The sequence below is a fragment of the Mesobacillus sp. QJM3NY_10 genome (assembly GCF_056173465.1).
The window spans coordinates 655,992-676,056 of the sequence record NZ_CM149675.1 but is presented as its reverse complement, the minus strand read 5'-3'; the positions used below and the strand labels follow the sequence as shown (position 1 = coordinate 676,056).

The 20,065-nt window shown below is 41.1% G+C and carries 21 protein-coding genes; 1 reads left to right on the top strand and 20 read right to left on the bottom strand.

The window, feature by feature from the left end:
- Positions 1-105: 105 nt before the first annotated feature.
- The 9 genes from AC0VX7_RS03375 to AC0VX7_RS03335 form a co-directional block, all read right to left on the bottom strand.
- On the bottom strand, positions 106-1,206 hold the full coding sequence (locus AC0VX7_RS03375) for a GGDEF domain-containing protein (RefSeq protein WP_475426676.1): 1,101 nt from the start codon (positions 1,204-1,206) through the stop codon (positions 106-108).
- A 350-nt stretch (positions 1,207-1,556) separates the two neighbouring features.
- Positions 1,557-1,748 carry a helix-turn-helix domain-containing protein gene (locus AC0VX7_RS03370; RefSeq protein WP_475426675.1) on the bottom strand — a complete coding sequence of 64 codons (192 nt, stop codon included), beginning with the start codon at positions 1,746-1,748 and terminating at the stop codon, positions 1,557-1,559.
- 77 nt (positions 1,749-1,825) lie between these two features.
- Entirely contained in the window at positions 1,826-2,005 is a 180-nt protein-coding gene (locus tag AC0VX7_RS03365; protein WP_475426674.1) for an aspartyl-phosphate phosphatase Spo0E family protein, read from the bottom strand.
- Between the two features lie 1,205 nt (positions 2,006-3,210).
- Positions 3,211-3,855 carry a response regulator gene (locus AC0VX7_RS03360; RefSeq protein WP_475426673.1) on the bottom strand — a complete coding sequence of 215 codons (645 nt, stop codon included), beginning with the start codon at positions 3,853-3,855 and terminating at the stop codon, positions 3,211-3,213.
- Positions 3,856-3,869: 14 nt separating this feature from the next.
- Positions 3,870-5,681: a sensor histidine kinase gene (locus tag AC0VX7_RS03355; protein ID WP_475426672.1), complete on the bottom strand. Its 1,812-nt coding sequence runs from the start codon at positions 5,679-5,681 to the stop codon at positions 3,870-3,872.
- Between the two features lie 450 nt (positions 5,682-6,131).
- Positions 6,132-6,599: a DUF600 domain-containing protein gene (locus tag AC0VX7_RS03350; protein WP_475426671.1), complete on the bottom strand. Its 468-nt coding sequence runs from the start codon at positions 6,597-6,599 to the stop codon at positions 6,132-6,134.
- Between the two features lie 211 nt (positions 6,600-6,810).
- Entirely contained in the window at positions 6,811-7,206 is a 396-nt protein-coding gene (locus AC0VX7_RS03345) for a hypothetical protein (protein WP_475426670.1), read from the bottom strand.
- A 130-nt stretch (positions 7,207-7,336) separates the two neighbouring features.
- On the bottom strand, positions 7,337-7,567 hold the full coding sequence (locus AC0VX7_RS03340) for a bacteriocin immunity protein (protein WP_475426669.1): 231 nt from the start codon (positions 7,565-7,567) through the stop codon (positions 7,337-7,339).
- Positions 7,568-7,809: 242 nt separating this feature from the next.
- Entirely contained in the window at positions 7,810-8,292 is a 483-nt protein-coding gene (locus tag AC0VX7_RS03335; RefSeq protein ID WP_215035809.1) for an Lrp/AsnC family transcriptional regulator, read from the bottom strand.
- Positions 8,293-8,500: 208 nt separating this feature from the next.
- Here AC0VX7_RS03335 and AC0VX7_RS03330 point away from each other — a divergent pair, with 208 nt between their 5' ends.
- Positions 8,501-9,448, top strand: a complete 948-nt coding sequence (locus tag AC0VX7_RS03330; RefSeq protein ID WP_475426668.1) for a DMT family transporter — start codon at positions 8,501-8,503, stop codon at positions 9,446-9,448.
- A 9-nt stretch (positions 9,449-9,457) separates the two neighbouring features.
- On the opposite strand, the gene AC0VX7_RS03325 is transcribed toward AC0VX7_RS03330, so the two are convergent.
- The 11 genes from AC0VX7_RS03325 to ilvA form a co-directional block, all read right to left on the bottom strand.
- Positions 9,458-9,883: an ASCH domain-containing protein gene (locus AC0VX7_RS03325; RefSeq protein WP_475426667.1), complete on the bottom strand. Its 426-nt coding sequence runs from the start codon at positions 9,881-9,883 to the stop codon at positions 9,458-9,460.
- Between the two features lie 158 nt (positions 9,884-10,041).
- Entirely contained in the window at positions 10,042-11,274 is a 1,233-nt protein-coding gene (locus AC0VX7_RS03320) for a YecA family protein (protein WP_475426666.1), read from the bottom strand.
- Between the two features lie 194 nt (positions 11,275-11,468).
- On the bottom strand, positions 11,469-11,627 hold the full coding sequence (locus AC0VX7_RS03315) for a hypothetical protein (RefSeq protein ID WP_475426665.1): 159 nt from the start codon (positions 11,625-11,627) through the stop codon (positions 11,469-11,471).
- Positions 11,628-11,850: 223 nt separating this feature from the next.
- Complete coding sequence (locus AC0VX7_RS03310; RefSeq protein WP_475426664.1) at positions 11,851-12,552, bottom strand: LutC/YkgG family protein; 702 nt, start codon at positions 12,550-12,552, stop codon at positions 11,851-11,853.
- Positions 12,549-13,973: a LutB/LldF family L-lactate oxidation iron-sulfur protein gene (locus tag AC0VX7_RS03305; RefSeq protein WP_475426663.1), complete on the bottom strand. Its 1,425-nt coding sequence runs from the start codon at positions 13,971-13,973 to the stop codon at positions 12,549-12,551. Before AC0VX7_RS03305 ends, AC0VX7_RS03310 begins: the two co-directional genes overlap by 4 nt.
- 18 nt (positions 13,974-13,991) lie before the next feature.
- Positions 13,992-14,708 (bottom strand): (Fe-S)-binding protein, encoded by a 717-nt coding sequence (locus AC0VX7_RS03300; protein ID WP_475426662.1) that lies wholly within the window; start codon positions 14,706-14,708, stop codon positions 13,992-13,994.
- A 42-nt stretch (positions 14,709-14,750) separates the two neighbouring features.
- A complete protein-coding gene (locus AC0VX7_RS03295) occupies positions 14,751-15,458 on the bottom strand; it encodes a FadR/GntR family transcriptional regulator (RefSeq protein ID WP_475426661.1) in 708 nt (235 codons plus the stop codon).
- Between the two features lie 78 nt (positions 15,459-15,536).
- On the bottom strand, positions 15,537-17,117 hold the full coding sequence (locus AC0VX7_RS03290) for an L-lactate permease (protein ID WP_475426660.1): 1,581 nt from the start codon (positions 17,115-17,117) through the stop codon (positions 15,537-15,539).
- A 413-nt stretch (positions 17,118-17,530) separates the two neighbouring features.
- On the bottom strand, positions 17,531-17,872 hold the full coding sequence (locus tag AC0VX7_RS03285) for a HepT-like ribonuclease domain-containing protein (protein ID WP_475426659.1): 342 nt from the start codon (positions 17,870-17,872) through the stop codon (positions 17,531-17,533).
- Positions 17,865-18,161: a nucleotidyltransferase family protein gene (locus AC0VX7_RS03280; RefSeq protein WP_475428065.1), complete on the bottom strand. Its 297-nt coding sequence runs from the start codon at positions 18,159-18,161 to the stop codon at positions 17,865-17,867. The genes AC0VX7_RS03285 and AC0VX7_RS03280 overlap by 8 nt, the downstream gene beginning before the upstream one ends.
- A gap of 914 nt (positions 18,162-19,075) precedes the next feature.
- The gene (gene ilvA / locus AC0VX7_RS03275) at positions 19,076-20,062 is read right to left on the bottom strand and encodes a threonine ammonia-lyase (RefSeq protein ID WP_475426658.1); all 987 of its coding nucleotides are present in this window, start codon (positions 20,060-20,062) and stop codon (positions 19,076-19,078) included.
- Positions 20,063-20,065 lie beyond the last annotated feature (3 nt).

The following is a 20,065-nucleotide window of genomic DNA, read 5'->3' as shown; positions in this document are numbered from 1 at the left end:
TCACTAAGTCAAAAAAAAAGGCCCCACAAGTTTTATCGAACTTGCGGGGCCAAAATAATACGAGCCTTATGGTTTTTTTCTGGACTCTCCATTCTTTTGTCGCTTCTAAGAGATCTTCGCCATAATCGTTTGATTCTTGCCATTCCTTTTCGCTTGATACAAACTATCATCTGCAGCTTTGAAAAAGTTTTCCTTCCCAAGTCCCGCTGAATAAGAACACATCCCGATACTAACCGTGACAGGCTTGTTTTCCAATTCCAGATGCACCATATTGCTTATGTTTGATCGAATTGTATCCATTAATTGATAAGATTCAGATTTATCTTTCTCAGTCAAGATCACGGCAAATTCTTCACCGCCATACCTTGAGACAAAATCGTCTGTTGTTACCTTCTCTTTCAATTGTTCCCCGACCCGTTTTAAAACAATGTCACCTACCCAGTGACCGAAATTGTCATTGACTCCCTTAAAGTTATCAATATCAATAATGGCTAATTGGAAGGATAAATGGTTCTGATCACATTGCTCGATCAAACGATCAAGGTATTCATGAAACGTTTTATGATTGTACAAATCGGTCAGCGCATCCATTTTGCTTGCTTTATCCATCATGATATTCCGAACCATTAATTCCTCCTGGTTCCGTATCGATTCTTCTAGATGCCTCAGCAAATAATGGCCACGATAAATGATTCCAACGGATATAAATGCGAATCCAATAAAAATCCCTACGAATGCGTAGATATCTCTTCTCTCAAGTTCTCTCGAAAGAGGCTCATAAAGGAAATAAAGAGATAGAATGGAAATCAAACTTAATATCCCAGTGAAATAGACTTTCTCTTTTTGATAGTATAAAGCTGAAATGAGAACGCTGATAATCAGCAAATAATGGATGCCCTGCGCAAAAGGAAAGTTAAGAATATAAACATGGAGAATCGCAAAAATTCCTAAAAGGAGTATATAATCTCCCCAACGCTTGAACATGTTATATAACATTTGCGTTATCGCAAGAATCACAACTGTATATATTGTCGGCAACAATACGTATGAGACCGCCATTTGCATAAGGCCTTCTCTATAATACTGATATGTAATCATGATTCCCGTAACCGATAGAAGAACTACAACGATAACCATCCACCATGAAAATTTCAATATTAACCTATTTAATCCAGCTAGATCGTTCCATTCTGTTTGTTCGTTCATGCTGTCCTCCTCGAAGCCTAAACTTTCTATTTTAAAGTAAATGAAAATCCTGCTGCTAAAAGCAACAGGAGACTTCTTTATTCTTAATAAATTCACTTATTCTAGTAAACTTTGGTCATGGATTTTCGATGCACCAGCCATACTTTGAGAAAATCCCGACTAGAATCTTCAGCAAAATACTTTTAATTCGATATATTATACCATGGATTTATTTCGGGTAACTAAAATACTTTTGAGTAAATAAGGAACATGGGGATATTAGAAATTCCTTATAAGGGAGGGGGAGAAAAACCGCCAACAGCAGCTATAATCTCCAGCGAAATGGAAATAAAAAAAAAGGGGGGGACCCCTTATTCATCTAGTTTACTCATTTGATAATAACTTAATAGTTTTTTTATAGTGGTTCCTCGGACGCTTTTACCGCTTTCGATTCGACTAAGTGTGTTCAACTTAATTTCCAAGTCTTCACACACTTTTTCCTCGGTTAAGTTTCTTTTATATCTTTCCATTCTCAATATATCGCCCAGACTATTAGGTTTCATGTGGTTGTCACAACTCCTTATAACTGCCTGCTCGCTTTTTCTTAAAATCCACATTGAGCTTTAATAGAAAAAAGTGTTCACCCAAGACAATCGCGTCGTTTTCTCCTCAAAAGTTCCATCCCGATCTTTTGTTGCTCCAATATATATACATCCAATTCCTGGCTCAGTTGAATCGTCCTTTTACTCAAGTATCCGTTTTCCTTAATACTGATAATCATTTTCCTGCGAGTATCCTCAATTAGGTCCTCCTTAGTCATGACGAAGCACACCTCTTTATCCACTAAAAATCTTTACAAAAACTTAACTTTATTCCCATTTATCCTACTGTTACTATTATGGTAGAATTCACCCTTTTTGAATATTGAGTGTTTGTTCTATCTTTCTAGATACTTGATTATAGAGGTGATAGTACAAAGGTTATAGAAAAGTGCCATGGCCAGTCCCACAAGCGCGGCTCGGCTTAAACCGCACGTCCAAAGTTTATACTTTCTATTAAAATATAAAAAACTGCCATACAAACTGACTGGAAAACGAGTGGTTGCTTGACAGCTTTCAGCCCATCTACTGAAAAACCTGTCACAATAACGATCCTTTCTTGACAGCTTTGGCTCCTTAACCTAAAACCTGTCACAATAACGATCCTTTCTTGACAGCTTTGGGCTCCTTAACCTAAAACCTGTCACAATAACGAGCTTTTCTTGACAGCTTGAGGCTCCTTAACCTAAAACCTGTCACAATAATGAGCTTTTCTTGACAGCTTTGGGCTCCTTAACCTAAAAGCTGTCACAATAACGAGCTTTTCTTGACAGCTTTGCGCTCCTTAACCTAAAACCTGTCACAATAACGAGCTTTTCTTGACAGCTTGAGGCTCCTTAACCTGAAAGCTGTCACAATAACGATCCTTTCTTGACAGCTTTGCGCTCCTTAACCTCAAACCTGTCACAATAATGAGCTTTTCTTGACAGCTTGGGGCTCCTTAACCTAAAACCTGTCACAATAACGATCCTTTCTTGACAGCTTTGGGCTCCTTAACCTGAAACCTGTCACAATAACGATCCTTTCTTGACAGCTTTGGGCTCCTTAACCTGAAAGCTGTCACAATAACGAACTTTTCTTGACAGCTTTGGGCTCCTTAACCTGAAACCTGTCACAATAACGAGCTTTTCTTGACAGCTTGAGGCTCCTTAACCTGAAAGCTGTCACAATAATGAGCTTTTCTTGACAGCTTGGGGTTCCTTAACCTAAAAGTTGTCTGAATAACAACGGATTCTTGACAGCTTGAGCCCATATTCTGTAAAACTTGTCAAAATAAAGATTGCTCTCTCCGACCAACAAAAAAACCTTCAATCCCACTTGGATTAAAGGTTTTGGATCATCTTACTTATAGCCTATTACCATATATGAATCATCTATAAACTCTCTCTTTATCGCTCAATTCCAGCACCAAATAGGCAGTTTGATGTTAATTTAAATAAGGTACCAGTTTATTCTGCACAGCGTATATGATTGCTTGTGAGCGGCTATTAACGTTTAGTTTCTTATATATTTTGTTCACATGGATTTTTACCGTTTTATCGCTTATGGATAGATGCTCTGCTATTTCCTTATTGGATTTCCCTCTGACCAACTGATTGAGCACTTCCTTCTCCCGATTGGTCAATTCATTTTCCTGGATGGTAAAGTCGCTCTGATGCCGGTGATAGGATATCAACTTACTGGCCATTTTCGGGTGAATGATAGAATTCCCTTTATGGATTTTACGGATTGCGTCGATGACTTCCAAGGAGGAAGCATCCTTTAGTAAGTATCCGTCCGCACCTTCCCGGAGAGCAGATTTAAAGTATTCTTCATGATCAAACATCGTTAAGATTAGTATTTTACAAGCTGGATGCCTTTCTTTTATAAGGGGAATGAGTTCAATTCCATTTTTATTCTGTAAATTGATATCCAAAACGATTACATCAGGCACGACGGTATCCAATTTCTCTAATAATCCGTCCCCTGATTCTGCTTCTCCTACAAGGATCAAATCCTCTTCAATATCCAAAATACTGCGGATGCCATCCCTTAATACTGTATGATCATCCACTAACATGATCTTAATCATACTCTCTCACCCCTTTACTTAAAGTGCCTTATGCAAAGCCGAATTTCCGTTCCTTTTCCTTCAGCACTGTCGATCTCCAATTTAGCTCCGAAATCATGTGCAAGCTCGCTCATCGTCAGGATTCCAAAATGAGGTTCTGTCTGGCCTTTGATCAACTTGTCATATAATGAAAATCCGATACCATCATCCTTGATTTTGATCATTGTCTGCTCACGCCCATATTTAAGCATGACGTCAATTTTATCAGCTTCTGCATGTTTCACAGCATTTTGCAGGCTTTCTTGGAATATATCATAGATCACTTTTTCGATTTGATAGCTTAAAGCGTATGGCTCACCCTTCTGAGTGAAAGTGATACTGGCTTTTTCCTCCGCCTCAATTTTCCGGATTTTCTCTTCTATCGCCCGTTTCAGCCCGTATTTTTCCACAGGGCATGTTCTTAATGAATAAATCGATTGACGAAGCTCTTTCAGGCTGTCTCTGAGTTTATCAATCCATTGTTCAATTTGTTCATTAGGAAGATTCTCTTTAGCTCCACTCTTCTTTCGCAACGAAGATTCCATTTGAAAGACTATACCTGCCAAAGACTGGCCAATGCCATCGTGGATATCACGTGCAATTCTGCTTCGTTCTTCCACTATCAAGAGTTTTTCATTTTCCAGTATGAGAGATCGTGTTTTCAATGTACTTGCCAGAACATTGGATAATACGGTCAATAACCGAATTTCATCATGGATAAAACCAATCCCACTTACTCTGCCAACGATCAACATCCCAACTTTATCATTATCGATAATAAGTGGTGAAAAGATCTGCGAGAGAATCATCTTATTAAATATATTATTGCCTGGCAGCTTTTCTATTTCCTTTTCGGTCACAACCGTCATTTCAGAAACTTCATCAAGATAGAGTGACATTTCATCACTCAATGTTACCTCGCTTTTCACCTGCCCATCCTTAAGCAAAAGATTCCAGGCATTATGTTCTTTAACTAGTAAAACGAAAGCATTGGCATTGAAGGTTTCGGCGAGAAGTCTTTTCTTCTCATCGAAATCCTTTGTATTGATCCTGTTCAATTCTGTACTAAGGATGGATAGCGCATTCAATCTTTTTCTTTCGATTCTTGCTTTTGTCAGAATGGAACTAGTCGTTGTGATTCCAATCCAGAGGGATAAAAAAAGAATAGTTGTAAAATCAATCACGTTTTCAGGAAGATAATTCGTATAGATCTCAAGAAAAGCGAGTAAGATGATCGACATCTTGGCAATAACCAACTCTTGTAAAGCTTTACTCTTCCACTCTTTTTTTGTAAAAGGGAAAGGCCGGATGTAAAAGAGGATATCGTTCAAGACATTATTAATTAAAAAATAGAACGTTGTAAAAGCATAAATAATCAACAGGTTTGAGAATGGGTCACCTAACGGGTACTGGCTAATCCATACCTTAATCAGCCAGTCCGCTCCTACAAGAGACAGAGTATATTGGGCAATGTTGAACACGGTTGAACGAAGAGACCTTTTATGATGAAAAGATTCAAAAATCAGCACAAACGCAAAGGTGACAGTGGCGGTATAAATACCAAAATATAGATTCATGATATAAAGAATTGGAAACGTCATCGTACTGAACATTGTTATGGAAAACAAGGGGATTGGGAAATACTCTGCAAGCAACATTAATACGATTAGGAGGATTAGCACAATTGGCTTCTCAGGAAAAGTCGCAAAAGGGATGGAATACAAAATAAATGCCCACCCAAGAATACCAATTAATATTATATAGTAGTCAGATACCTTCTTCCGAAATAGAATCTCTTTATCTGTCATAGTCTCGTCCCCTTCAACCCTTCAAGAATAATTCGACTTAATATAATTCTCCTAGCCAAATACGGTTCCTATTCTCATGTACATTCAGCTTCACTCTTAATTATAGATTACAGATACTTATTTGAAAATTCTACAAATTTTTTAATGATAGAGCGAAGGTATCGCGGCGTAAAAATCCTAAATTAAAGAGACAGCGAGAAGATTTTAATGAGTTCGATTTTGAAGTACAAAATACAGATTAACACTGCTTTTCTCACAATAACTCGTACTTGTAATCAGGTACTTTAGCAGTTTAATTACATACAAAAAACTCAGAGCCATAAAAAGCCCTGAGTTTTCAATATATTAGAGGGTTGTTAAACATTAGCACACTATAGCTTAAGTGCAATTATTCACAAAGATAGTTATTTTTATCCTCTCCCGTTGTTTAAATAAGAAGCTGCCAGTTTTTTAACCCTTATTTTCGGCTTTAATTTCGTCATACCAAAGCTCAAATATATTATCAGGAAGTAATTTACTATCATTAGAATACACTAGTTCATAATTATATTTACCATGTAATTTATGATACTTAACATCAAAATGCAACTTCACTTCTGTAGGCATTTCTCTATTAAACTCCAGAAATTTTTTATGTAGGTTTTTGAATAATTCATTGCCAGCTTTTAATAAATACCTCTGATTTTCTCTTGATACATCATATACATGATTGTTGTTAGTATTATTAACTACCTGATTCAATTTGTGTTTATGGACTATTTCTCCGTGGATTTTAAAGAAAACATCAAAAAAATACATTTTAGGTTCATAAGAGCAATAAATAAAGATTTCGTCAGCTTTATCATCAACATAATCTAAACATACTGAAACTATATTTGCTTGTAATTCGGAAAAAAAATCCTCAAATATCTTTGTCATCTTGCTTATTAATACCTCAATTCTATGTCGCAAATTTTATCTATCAGATTCATACATATATAAAGGAATGTGATCTCTAATCATGTATCGCAGTATTAATTCATTATTAAATTAAACCTGTCTCGTTAGTTCAATAACAAAGTGCTGCCTAAATAATCAGCACGATCTGAAAGCTCCTGGAATCGTAAGTTAATTAATTTTAGTAGAACAATTAACTATAATAATCCTTTATATTACCGTTATCCCATTCTTGTAAAAGATACTTTGAATCAAACTTTAAGGATTTAGATAATGTTGCAACAGATATTATTACATCCTTTGCTGTTTTTTCATTTACTGAAAGTAGATGAATTGCAGCAATGTATCTTACATACATATTGGGATGCTCCAATAATTGATATAAAGCATCTACTCCATTTAATTGTTTCTTTAACACTCTAAAATTTCTGTATTGGATATCATATAACTTATTTGTTTTTTTAAAATCCTCAACAACCTCGTAGGCAGCAATGCCATAGTTAATTGCGGATTGAATACATTTGTTTATATGTTGTTCAATTACCATTGTTTCACCTCTCGATTTTTCCATCGTAACTTTATAACTCATTATTAATCTATCCTGCCCCATTTGTTTATTTGTTCAATAAGGAATTCAACAAAAAAGGCGGTTAATCCTTCCTGGACCAACCCACCAGATAGATTATAGTGAACTACTTTACAATCTTATTTCCTTATCTTTACTTTTCAGTGTCTGAATTTAATGTTATGGGAATATAACTCATTAGTTGATCTACAATTTGGTCCGATGATTTGGCTTTATTATTCCGAGCAATAACATTTAACACTTCTGGATGAGGAACACTATATCTAATCTTTTCTATCCAAACACTAACTTCTTCATCACTACCATCCCCCGCTCTAATCATCCCTACTAGTTTACTTAGTTCAGCTCTAGTTAGTTTTTCCATGCGTTAACTTCATTCCATTCATGAATAGTTTTATCTAAGGCTTGTTCAACCTGCCTCTGTGCAATAACAAATATGCCGCCCTTCCTGGCAGCTTATTCTGGATGTATGAGGTTGCTTTCCACTACATAACCTTTATTCCAGATTCAATCTGGAGAAGCAGAGGGACGTAACTTAATACTTCTAAATTAATGTCTAGAAAAGAACAAAAGCTACGTCCCCACCTCTCGCCAAATAGTTTCGGCTCACACTTCCCCACTGATTGGCAGCACGGTGGAGTCTTTGATTTCCCTTAATGCTAGACTTGTCTGGATTTTGGTGATCCCCAGTTCATTCAGCCCTCTGATAAACATCTCCAGTCCTTTGCGATCTTTGCAGGCCACCTTTAACAGATAATCATACTCCCCGGTGAGGCAATGGCACTCCAAGACCTCTTCCATTGCTTCCAGGGTCTCTTCCAATGATTCCAGCTTTTCTAACTGATGCATATTGGTGCTCATAAAAACAAAGCACAGTAAATCAAAGCCGAGCTTCTCGTGATTCAAAATCGCGACTTGCTTTTTGATATATCCTTCACCTTCCAGTCGCTTGATTCTGGCGTGAACGGCCGGCGCAGATAAATTCACTCGCTTCGAGAGTTCCAGATTGCTTAACTGAGCATCTTTTTGCAATAAATCCAGGATTTTAATATCCACATTATCCAATACTTTGCTTACAACTGATTCCACGATTCAACCCCCTTTTTAAAAATTCCAAATACCAGTGAAATAACGACCTGTATTTGAATTTATTAAACTATATTTCTATTATACTTTTATTTATTTTGAATTAAATTAATTATACAAAATTATCTTTTGTCATTTACGTAAAATGTTAAAATAATTCATATAACGTAAGTCATTGTGCACAATGGCTCTGATCAGGGGGCCAAATGACGTGAAATATTATTTACTATTACTTTTAACGAGTTTTCTTTGGGGCGGAAATTTTATCGTGGGGAAGACGCTTGTAGACCATGCTTCTCCGATCACCTTGACCATATTAAGATGGGCCATCGCGATCATCTGCCTGATCCCGCTTGTCTGGTGGAAAGAAAAAAAGCTGATCCCGCCAAAAAAATCCATTCTTCCGCTGTTTATAATGGGCGTCACCGGGGTCGCCTTATTTCAGGCATTGCAATTCATGGCACTTGAAAAGACTTCGGCAACGAACGTTGGCTTAATCTCGACACTGAATATGTTTTCGATTGCGGCATTCTCTTTCTTTTTTTTAAAAGAAAAGATTAATAGGCTTCAATTCCTTACAATGATTCTCTCCCTATTTGGTGTTCTGCTCGTACTTTCGAAAGGGAATATGAATGTATTGTTTTCCTTGCAGTACAATAAAGGAGACCTTTATATGATGGCAGCTGTGGGAATGTGGGGGATTTATTCGGTCAGCAGCAAGTGGGCGATGGCGACCGTCACACCGATGATGTCCATCCTCTACTCCGGTATTTTCGGCCTGCTCGTTTTGCTGCCTTTTTCCATCAGGGACTTCACAGTAACCAACTTGAATTCCTCCTTTATGCAAGGCATTTTATACACAGGCCTTGTCTCGACCGTGCTTTGTATGGTTCTCTGGAATATCGGAGTCAATAAACTGGGGCCCAGCACTTCCGGGTTGTTCCTGAATTTCAACCCCATCTTTACCGCTGTCTTGGCATTTGCCTTTTTAGGAGAGAACATGACCTGGATCCAGGCCGCTGGCAGCGTCATTGTTATTGCAGGCTGCTTTTTATTTACCCTTTTGAAAAACAAGCCTGTCAGGTTCAGGATTCCGGTTTCTGCCTGTATTTTAGCAGGCGAAGATAACAAAACGAAAAAAGTGCCTGTTCCTCGATGAACCGGCACTTTACACCTCATACTCCCATAAGCCCAGCCTTCCTTTTGCCGGAATGAAGCCGTCCAGCATCTTCATATCCTGGACTTCCCAGACATACCCTCCCACTTTATAATCACCAAGGAAAAAGTCATTGCCAGATACCGTCCTTCCATCCTCCAACACTGCCCATGTCTCGTTGTTTTCCATCACTCTCAAACAATTAACAAGCTGACAGACAGCAATGATCACGCCAGTTGGAAGTTCTTCTGTCTTGTAGCCATGCTTTAAAAGCAGCGACTTGATGGCCACATGGCTGCAGACTCCCCTATCGACTTTTTTGCTGGTATGAATCGCAAGAGGGCCTCGATACTTCGTCCTCCATGACCTCGTTTCATATTGAGCCTCCCGCAAGACAAACAAACCCGCCCACGGCTGAATCATCGACAATACTTTCATTCCAAACAACACCTGCTTCAGAATAGCTATTCTACCTTTAGCGTTTCCTGGCAATCGAAAAAAAACACAGGACGTTCTCCTGTGTCTATTTCAGCTATTTATGGGTCGGTGGTTGATTGTTTCGAGTGGTACAGAAATCCCTTCCCATGCCCCAATGGCTATTTCCCGCAGCATTTCTTATACTTCTTCCCGCTTCCACAAGGGCAGGAATCGTTTCGCCCAACTTTTTCTCTTGTGTTTATATTAATAACATTCGATGGAATCTGTGGTTGAGCAGTTATAGCTGGCAATGGATTTAGGTGCTTTTTCTCTTTTCTTCGTAACTCTGTCGGGGTATAACCCTTCAAGATCCACATGCGCGTGTTATTGTGGACATTCACGACGTATCCGGTTAATTCCTGCATGAATTCTAAGGAGGGAATCTCCAGCATGCTTTGTAAATAATCCGTCATCATTGATGGGTCGGCATCCGAATTGATGATATTGATAAGTTGTAATGCGATTTCTTCCAGTACTTCCTCGGTCAGGTCATAGGACTCCGACAAGAACCACAGGAACTTCACCATTTCCGGAGATTTATCAATAAAACCAGGTTTTCCTGCTTTTAAAAGCTGTTTTTTTGTAAAAGGATAGTAATCTAAATCCGGTCTCGCCTCGTGTTCCTTTATGATGCCCTCTGCCTTAAGAATACTGTCGTTGGTGATATATCCACCATAGGAATAAGGCAATATCCTTATTTGTTGATAGTAGTTTTCAGCTGCGGCAATGACGGCATAATATTTTCTGATATCAAAATCACCCTCCGTAAATGCTTCAACCCTTTCAAGCATTTCCGAAGACTTCATTACTCCATAGTAATAGATCATCCCGTGAACCAGCTTAACCCATTCTGTATTTTGGCGTATGGTGTCCTGCAACTTCACTTGGTCAATTTCGGAGAACACATCAATAATTTCCACCGGCACCATCAAATGCTTTTGCCCATCCTTTAGAACAGGAAACACCACTCCATCGTCCCTGAGAGATGTAATCTTGGAGCTCGGGAACCCATCATCAACTGCCATCAATCCCGCATTATTTATAATCTTTCTTATTAAGTCGTATCTTTCCTTGTCGTAAGTTGACAATACCTTCTCAACCCGTGCTGGAATGATACGGGCCAGTTCAACAGCCAGCTCCGCTTTTTTCAGAGAACTCATTCCGCTCAGGTCAAGTTGCTTACGGATATTGTCTAATTCAATTTTTGTCAGCATTGGCAAAGCATCGATCAGCCGGTACGGTTGGTCAACCTGTTTCCAGAGTTTTTCATCCCATTTCATTTTTAGCCCCTGGTGATGCTGCTTCGCACGTTCCATTGCATTGATCAATTGATTCACTGTTTTTTGGTCCATAATTAACTCCTTTGCCCCGAACTTTGAAGGGACCGCGTATTCACTAATACTACTATAACGATTTCAGATTTTGTTTTGAAGCCATCAACTAGTAAAAGCGCACCTCGTTTGAGATGCGCTTTTACTCAATGTTCTCTTATTTTCCTGCAGGTCTTTTTTAGCGACAGGGTTAATTCTCAGCTTATGCATAGAAACTATACTCCCAGATCAAATTTAACCTGATCTTCAGTTAGCCATTCATCTCCAGTTTTAATTGCTTTTTCAGCTTCCATTAGCTTTGAAAGCAATTGAATGGTCGGTTTACTTTTCTCATTGTAATTTCTCAAATCTGAAACAGGTTTAATATACGGCATAATATCAACTCCTTAGTTGCTATTATTTTATTATTCTTTCACTTAATTATTCAATCCTGAGAAGACGCGTCGGTCTGTGGTCCTACAATTTGCAGGACAAAGACCGCTCGTGTTCCAGAAGAATGTAAAAAAGACAGCGAAACGGTTTCGCTGTCTTACAAGATGACTAATTTTCCGATTCACGGGACACAAGAACCGTCCCCATGTCCCACCCATGTCCCACCTAATCCACCACAATATAAGTGGCTTTAACAGGTCCATGAACGCCGACGATCAGGTTCATCTCGATGTCGGCGCTGTTGCTTGGGCCGGTGATGAAGCTGACATAGGATGGGACGTCTTCGCCGCTGGCCTGGGCTTGATGGATTTTTCTGGCTGCCTGGGTCATCCGTGGCACGAGTGTGCTTTTTGGGATGATGGCGATAAATGTCCGCGGCAGCAAGCTGATCGAGCGGCCATTGTCTTTCGTATTAAATGATGTCACGGTGCCAGACTCGGCAAGTGTGATGTCACTGAATACAATCCCCACATCTGCGCGTTCTGCAATCTTTTGATTTTCCTTGCCCAGTGCTGAATCCCACACATGGACATCGAGCTGATCTTTCTGCTCCTCAAAAAACTCAGTCACTCCATACTCCTGATAACGAGCATCTTTAGACGTGATGATTAGCTTGCCTTCATAAGCCTCCAGCGTTTCGTTCAACACCTTGGCAAGTCCGTCGCGATCTGTCCGTTTAAAAGTTGTATGGATGACCTTGCAATGTTTTTCGAGCACTTCGACCAATTCGTCCTGGTTCATGCCTTTGAACACTTCATCCTGTGGGGTGACACTCCACTGAGGACGCTCCACTCCGGCTGTCCGTCTCTCCCGCCCAAGTCTGGACGCCAGCTTATCTAAAAAGGCTTCTCGATTTTGGATGCTCATTTGGATTCACCGTCTTTCTGTCTTTGCTTGAACCACGAACGGAACGATTGTCCTTGTGGCGCGTAAAAATCACGTACTTCCGTCCAGGCTTTTAATGGTCCTGGCCCGTTTTCAATCATCCCGTCTTTTGTCCATGGACCAAGAGCTGGTTTTGCCATTTTCGCACTCATATTATAAATCGACGGATTAGAACCCCATGCCGCAAAACCTTTCATCATCAACTTTTCAGCTGTTGGGGCCATATTTTTTTCCACAATGATTTGGCGATGACGGATCAGATGCTCATGCAATGGAATTTTAACCGGACAAGCTTCGGTACACGCCGCACACAATGTCGATGCATATGGAAGCTCTTTATGATCCTCATAACCCTCCAGCAGCGGAGTGATGACCGCACCGATCGGGCCTGGATAAATCGAGTTATACGCATGTCCGCCGATATGACGGTAAACTGGGCAAGCATTGATGCATGCCGCACAACGAATGCAATGCAAGGCAGACTGGAATTCCGTGCCGAGGATTTTAGAGCGGCCATTATCAACAACAACCAGGTGGAATTCCTCCGGTCCATCGACCTCTTCATCAAGGCGTGCTCCGGTAAGCGCGGTAATATAGCTTGTTAGCTTCTGGCCAACTGCCGCACGTGTCAATAAGCTGACAAGGACCTCCATCTCTTCCCATGTCGGCACGATTCGCTCCATGCCCATCACCGTAATCACGGTATCCGGAAGAGCGGTCACCATTTCAGCGTTTCCTTCATTTGTGACCAGCGTAATCGACCCTGACTCTGCAATCGCAAAGTTACAGCCTGTCACACCGACATCCGCAGCTAAAAAGTCCTGACGCAGTTGCTCACGGGCAAAGGCAGCCAGTTCTTCCGGCGTGTCAGAACCTGTATAGCCTTTTTTCTTCGCAAAAGTCTCGCGGATTTGCTGTTTATTTTTATGCAGCGCAGGAGTTACGATATGGGATGGCGGATCCTCATCCAATTGCAGAATCCATTCTCCAAGATCCGATTCCACCACTTCAGCGCCAACTTCCTCAAGCGCCTTATTTAAACCGATTTCCTCGGTTACCATCGATTTCGCTTTGACGACTTTTTTCGCTTGCTTCTTTATAATAATGTCTTTAACGTACTGATTGGCTTCTTCCGCTGTCTCGGCAAAAAACACATGGCCACCGCGTCTGGACACTTGCTCACTTAATTGCTGCAAGTAGTAATCGAGGTTTTCCAGCGTATGGGTACGGATTTCTTCACCCAAATTGCGCCAGTCCTCCCAGTTGCCCAGTTCCTCAGCCTGCGTGATCCGGCCAGTCCGGAATCTCCCTTGCGCGGAGGAAACAGCCTGCCGCATAAAATCATCTTTTATTCCTTTTTGGATACGCTCTTTATAAGGAACCTCGCCAATTTTGATGCTCATCTTTTTTCCCTCCGTTTCTTAGTGCGTATTTAAAATTTCCGTGATATGAATAATCTTCACTTTTTTGCCTTCGCGCTCCATGCGGCCGCCAATATTCATCAAGCAGCCCATATCCGCGCCAACCAAATACTCAGCTTGAGTTTCTGCCACGTGGCGTGACTTTTCACTTACCATCTCCTGCGAGATCACCGGGTTTTTCACGGCAAACGTTCCGCCGAATCCACAGCAATCCTCTTCCCACGGCAGGTCAACCAGCTCAACACCTTTGACATTGTGCAACAAGATTTTCGGTTGTTCTTTTACACCAAGAAGGCGTTTCATATGGCAGGATGAATGGAACGTCACTCTTCCTTTAAAAGTCGAGCCCAAATCGGTAATGTCCATTACGTCGACAAGGAACTCAGTAATTTCATAACACTTCGCCGCAAATACTTTCGCCTCTTCTTCCCACTCTGGGTCGCCGGCAAAAATATGCGGATATTCCTTCAACATGCTCACGCAGGATCCTGATGGTCCAACCACATATTCCGAATGCCGGAAAGCCTTCATCATCTGTTTCATTGATGCTTTCGCTTCTTGCAAGTATCCACTGTTATAAGCAGGCTGTCCGCAGCATGTCTGCTCCATCGGGTAATCCACTTCACAGCCAACTCTCTCCAGAATCTCAAGTGTGTTTTTCGCCACATCCGCAAAGAGAATATCACTTAAGCACGTACTGAATAATGAAACTTTCATGTTTGTTCACCTCATGTAAAAGTCATCCGACGGCCGCCCGAATTACTCAATGTATCTAAAAAGTCGGTCCTGGACATTTTGCAAATGCTCAAGCATTGCTTGGCGCGCTTCGTTTGGCTGTCGGTTTTTAATTGCTTCAAAAATCCGTCGATGCTCGAACTGCAAGTCATCGACGATGTTATCCGAATACAAGAGCACCTTCCGGGTTTCCTGTATCGTTTGCGAATTCAGCGCTGATACGCTGCTCATCAAATTGATTAATAATTTGTTATGTGTCGCATTCGCGATCGCAACGTGGAAATCAAGGTCCGCTTGCGAAGCGAGATCTTCATTTCCATTGGCATGTTCCATCACGATCAATGCTTTTTCCATATCAAGCAAATCTTCTTCTTCGTGCACAGCAGCTGCCTGTGCAGCGGTGCCGATTTCTAAAATCTTACGGACTTCATATAGTTCCTTTACGTCTTCAAGCTTCATTAAGAAGGCGCTGGTAACAGGCAATTGGAATTTTGACGGATCAAAGGTATTCACAAACGTCCCTTCACCCTGGCGCATTTTCACCAGCCCCATCGTCCGCAACCCACTTAATGCTTCCCTGATCGTGGAACTCCCAACGTCGAAGCTTTTCGCCAGCTTTTCGACTGAATCTAATTTATCACCTGGTTTTAATTCACCAGTTTTAATTAACTCAATTATTGAATCAGCAACTTGTTCATAAACCCTTTTTGCTTGCACTCGTTTATATGGCATATCCTTCATCTCCCATCTATTCCTTTTCATTATACAGAGAATTTAGCTCTCCGAAAGATAGTGGGACCTTTTGGCAGCTTAAAGTAAGTTTAAGAAGATAAAACCAGACACTCCCGCAAGAATTCCATACAGAATCGCAGGCGCTAATGTCTTACGAATGATTTCTCCTTCTTTACCGGACACCCCAACAACCGCACTCGCCGCGACGACATTATGCACACAAATCATGTTTCCTGCAGCTGCCCCAATAAGCTGGACCGCCAGCACGATATTCGACTCCAGGCCAACGGCATCCGCAACATTAAATTGGATTGGCGAAAATGTTAGCGTCGAAACCGTTGCACTTCCAGTTATGAACGCTCCTAACTCACCAAGGAATGGAGCAACGAAGATCCAGATCGAACCTAGAGAGCCAGCAAAGGATTCCGCAATATACTGCGGCATACTGACTAGTTCATTGAGGTTCATCCCCGAGTTAACAAATACTTGAACCATTGACAGCGTCGCAACCAAGGCAATCGATGTCATTTTCATCGTCGATAACGACTCTTTCGACGCATTGGTAAAAGTCTGGTACGACTTTCGCTGGAATAAGAACGCTAAAACTGCCGCAGCAGTAAGGATGGTTCCTGGAGAATACAAGAATTCCCAGGCTGATGTCACGCCCTCAACTCCTAATATATTTCTCCAGGTAAAGTCAATCGCTGTCCTCGTAAACTCTTTCAGCGCCGGAACAATCCGTGTGAGCAGCAATAAAAGGACGACGACAACATATGCCGACCAGGCTGTGACAATGCTCATCTTTGACTTTTCCGTCGAAACAACAAAGTCTTTTCGCATCGCAGCTTTCCATTCTGTTTTTGGAAGCAAGAAGCCTTTTTTCGCGGTCAATGTTGCCACTGCCAGGGTGATGAGCGATGCAAGAATCGAAACAAACTCATGCCCGAAAAGGCTAGCTACCAGTAACGCACTGCCTGTGTAAATAAATCCAATCATCAGTGTCCACGGAAGCATCGGCAACGCATCCTTGATACCGCTTCCAAAAAACACTGTTAAAACCACCATTAAAATGAACGGAATGAACGAACCTGCTAGTAAATCAAGACTCGTCACCGTAACGGCAATATCATGGAAAAACGGAGTGTCCGCACCTGGAATATTGCTCAATCCCACTGCCACCGGTGTTCCCACCGCTCCAAACATGACCGCTGTACTGTCAGCAATCAAAGCAATCGTCGCAGCCGCGATCGGCTGGAACCCTAAAGCCAGCATTAACGGCCCGGTAACCATCGCAGGCGTCCCAAAGCCTGCCGCTCCTTCAATAAGAGAACCAAATAAAAAGGCAACGATAATGACCTGCACTCGCATGTCACCAGAAATACTTTGAAAGCCCTGGTTAATCCGCACAACCGCTCCCGTATTTCGAAGCGTGTTCAACAACACCAAAGCACCAAATAAAATCCAAAGAATAGTCAGCGTTTTATGTACCCCTTGAAAAATCGACGCCAACACCACTTGTCCTTCCATCCCCCAAGTAGTAAGCGCTAACAAAATGACGATCAGTGAACTCAAGGCCATCCCCTTAGCTGCAGGCATCCGCATGATCACAAGGAATAAAAACGGAGCGATAATCGCACTTAACGCAATCAGCAATAACATTTGATTCCTTCCCCCTAGTTGCTCATAAGCTTGATAGTTTCATAGTTTTTCATTCACACTTTGACAGATATCTGGTCATCAGATGACCTCATTATTTTTTCACATATTTTAGAAGAATTCAATAACAAAAATCACAAATGGGCAGAAAGATGTGATGCTGCCCCATGAAAATATTAAAACCAGAACAACCCCTTCTCAACGTCCCTGGCAAGGAGTAGTAGTCTCTTTTCAATAATAAAATTACGGTTAAACAAAAAAAAGCATCCCGTGGGATACTGGAATCGTACATTCTAAGTAATTAATTAACACTACGGCTGCCGGTTCACGGGAGAGAAAGGGAAGGTTTTATTGATCCACAAAACAACACATTTTTATGTTTTATGGGACACTTAAACCTTCCTATGGCCCAAAACCTATTCGATTTCTCTTAATAATCGTTCCACTTGTTTTTTTAATTCTGGTATCTTATTTTGGACAACATCCCATACGATACGATAATTGATAGAGAAGTACCCATGTATCATCATATCTCTCATTCCAGCCATCTTTCTCCACTCAATATGCGGATTGGCATCTCTAATTTCATCTGGGATATTCTTTGTTGCTTCTCCGATCACTAAAATATTTTTTATCACCGCATCGGAGACTAATTCGTTATCTATTAAGTCGTCATAAGTTAATCCTTCTGTATACTTTAACACCTTGTTAGCAGCTACTTTTATTTCTTCCAGGAAGACTTTTGGCTCTCTATGCATACTTAGCACTCCTTAGAATGCTAGGCTTCAGTGCAGGCTTGATATCGTTGATAATAACTAAATCCACAGGTTTTTGGAAGGTATCTTCAAGATAAAACTTTAGGTCCATATAGTTATCAAAGGATAAATGAGAATCACTAAATTCAACAATCACATCAATATCACTGTCATCTTTTTGCTCTTCACGGCTATACGATCCAAACAGGCCAATACGCTTAACACCGTATTTTTCACTCCATGAACTTAAATTTTTGGAGAATACATCAAGGATTTCTTGTTGTGATACCATCATATCACCGCCATCTTTACTTTTTTCAATTACTTACATTATAACATCCCTCTTTTTATTTATTCTCCAGAGGAAGAAAAAAGCCTTGCTCTATGCAGGACTTTTATAAAAAAATTAATGCCATTCAATCATTTTTATTATTCTTGACAGCTTTACCCTCTTAACCTTTAAACCTGTCATAATAACAGCGGTTTCTTGACAGCTTTGCCCTCTTCTCCCTCAAACCTGTCATAATAACGATGGTTTCTTGACAGCTTTGGCCTCTTCTCCCTCAAACCTGTCACAATAACGATGGTTTCTTGACAGCTTTGCCCTCTTCTCCCTCAAACCTGTCATAATAACGATGGTTTCTTGACAGCTTTGCCCTCTTCTCCCTCAAACCTGTCATAATAACGATGGTTTCTTGACAGCTTTGGCCTCTTCTCCCTCAAACCTGTCACAATAACGATGGTTTCTTGACAGCTTTGCCCTCTTCTCCCTCAAACCTGTCATAATAACGATGGTTTCTTGACAGCTTTAGCCCCTTCTCCGTCAAACTGTCACAATAACAGCGGTTTCTTGACAGCTTTACCCTCTCCTCCCTCAAACCTGTCATAATAACATCGGTTTCTTGACAGCTTTACCCTCTTAACCTTTAAACCTGTCATAATAACGGCGGTTTCTTGACAGCTTTAGCCCCTTCTCCTTCAAACCTGTCACAATAACGACGGTTTCTTGACAGCTTTGGCCTCTTCTCCCTCAATCCTGTCACAATAACACCGGATTCTTGACAGCTTCGTCCTCTTCCCCCTTCAAACCTGTCTGAATCAGGCAACCTTTTTCCAACGGCCGAATCTAACCGCTTGCCCTGTATACCTAATCAAACTAAAAAAAGCAGCTCTCCCTCAATCCCAAGGAAAGCTGCTTGTCACTTATCACCCAGTATAATAAAGCTTCATCGACCTATTGGATATTTCCTTATAGGTTGGAATTTTAACGGGGTCGACATTACCGCCGCTGATGATGCAACCTACTTTCCTACCGTCGACCGCTACCTTTTTGTATAAAATGGCTGCCAATGCCGCAGCACCTGCTCCTTCAACCAGCATTTTCTCTCTTTCAAGCATGAACATGATCGCATGGGCAATTTCTTCATCAGTTACGGTTACGATTTCATCTACATACTTTTCGATGATTGGGTAGGTTACGATCCCTGGCTCCTTCACCAGTATCCCATCCGCTATGGTGTGAACAGCATGAAGCGACTTCAATTTTTGCCCGTTGAATCTCTGATAAGTGGCAGACGCCCCGACAGCCTGGACGCCAATTACCTTAACAGATGGTTTAAAAGCTTTGATAGCGAGTGCCACTCCAGAGATCAATCCGCCACCGCCAATTGGCACAAAAATGACGTCCAATGCTTCATTTTGCTGCAAAAGCTCCAATCCAATCGTCCCTTGCCCTGCGATTACCTCTTCATCATCAAACGCATGAACAAAGGTGCTGCCATTCTGCTTCATTTCTTCAACCGCTTTTTGATAGGATTCATTGTACGTTTCGCCGGTCAATACGATTTCCGCACCATATCCCTTTGTGGCGGAAGCCTTGGAAAAAGGCGTATGCTTCGGCATGTAAATTTTTGACTTGATGCCTCTTAATGAGGCTGCCAGAGCTACCCCCTGGGCATGATTGCCGGCCGAAGCAGCCAGAATGCCATTTTTCATTTCCAGATCTGACAACGACAAAATCTTGTTCATCGCTCCCCTTAGCTTGAACGAACCCGTCTTTTGCAGATTCTCCAATTTTAAATAGACATCAGCATTCGTTAAGTAATTTAAAGTCGTACTTTGCTTCAATGGAGTCTCGTGCACTTTATCCTTCAGCTTTTCCATCGCTTGTTCGATCTGAACGTTCTTTAACAAATT

Coding starts and splice junctions, on each gene's coding strand:
- AC0VX7_RS03375 (WP_475426676.1), bottom strand. CDS start 1,206: ATGAACGAACAAACAGAATGGAACGATCTAGCTGGATTAAATAGGTTA.
- AC0VX7_RS03370 (WP_475426675.1), bottom strand. CDS start 1,748: ATGAAACCTAATAGTCTGGGCGATATATTGAGAATGGAAAGATATAAA.
- AC0VX7_RS03365 (WP_475426674.1), bottom strand. CDS start 2,005: ATGACTAAGGAGGACCTAATTGAGGATACTCGCAGGAAAATGATTATC.
- AC0VX7_RS03360 (WP_475426673.1), bottom strand. CDS start 3,855: ATGATTAAGATCATGTTAGTGGATGATCATACAGTATTAAGGGATGGC.
- AC0VX7_RS03355 (WP_475426672.1), bottom strand. CDS start 5,681: ATGACAGATAAAGAGATTCTATTTCGGAAGAAGGTATCTGACTACTAT.
- AC0VX7_RS03350 (WP_475426671.1), bottom strand. CDS start 6,599: ATGACAAAGATATTTGAGGATTTTTTTTCCGAATTACAAGCAAATATA.
- AC0VX7_RS03345 (WP_475426670.1), bottom strand. CDS start 7,206: ATGAGTTATAAAGTTACGATGGAAAAATCGAGAGGTGAAACAATGGTA.
- AC0VX7_RS03340 (WP_475426669.1), bottom strand. CDS start 7,567: ATGGAAAAACTAACTAGAGCTGAACTAAGTAAACTAGTAGGGATGATT.
- AC0VX7_RS03325 (WP_475426667.1), bottom strand. CDS start 9,883: ATGAAAGTATTGTCGATGATTCAGCCGTGGGCGGGTTTGTTTGTCTTG.
- AC0VX7_RS03320 (WP_475426666.1), bottom strand. CDS start 11,274: ATGGACCAAAAAACAGTGAATCAATTGATCAATGCAATGGAACGTGCG.
- AC0VX7_RS03315 (WP_475426665.1), bottom strand. CDS start 11,627: ATGCCGTATATTAAACCTGTTTCAGATTTGAGAAATTACAATGAGAAA.
- AC0VX7_RS03310 (WP_475426664.1), bottom strand. CDS start 12,552: ATGAGCATCCAAAATCGAGAAGCCTTTTTAGATAAGCTGGCGTCCAGA.
- AC0VX7_RS03305 (WP_475426663.1), bottom strand. CDS start 13,973: ATGAGCATCAAAATTGGCGAGGTTCCTTATAAAGAGCGTATCCAAAAA.
- AC0VX7_RS03300 (WP_475426662.1), bottom strand. CDS start 14,708: ATGAAAGTTTCATTATTCAGTACGTGCTTAAGTGATATTCTCTTTGCG.
- AC0VX7_RS03295 (WP_475426661.1), bottom strand. CDS start 15,458: ATGCCATATAAACGAGTGCAAGCAAAAAGGGTTTATGAACAAGTTGCT.
- AC0VX7_RS03290 (WP_475426660.1), bottom strand. CDS start 17,117: ATGTTATTGCTGATTGCGTTAAGTGCGATTATCGCTCCGTTTTTATTC.
- AC0VX7_RS03285 (WP_475426659.1), bottom strand. CDS start 17,872: ATGCATAGAGAGCCAAAAGTCTTCCTGGAAGAAATAAAAGTAGCTGCT.
- AC0VX7_RS03280 (WP_475428065.1), bottom strand. CDS start 18,161: ATGGTATCACAACAAGAAATCCTTGATGTATTCTCCAAAAATTTAAGT.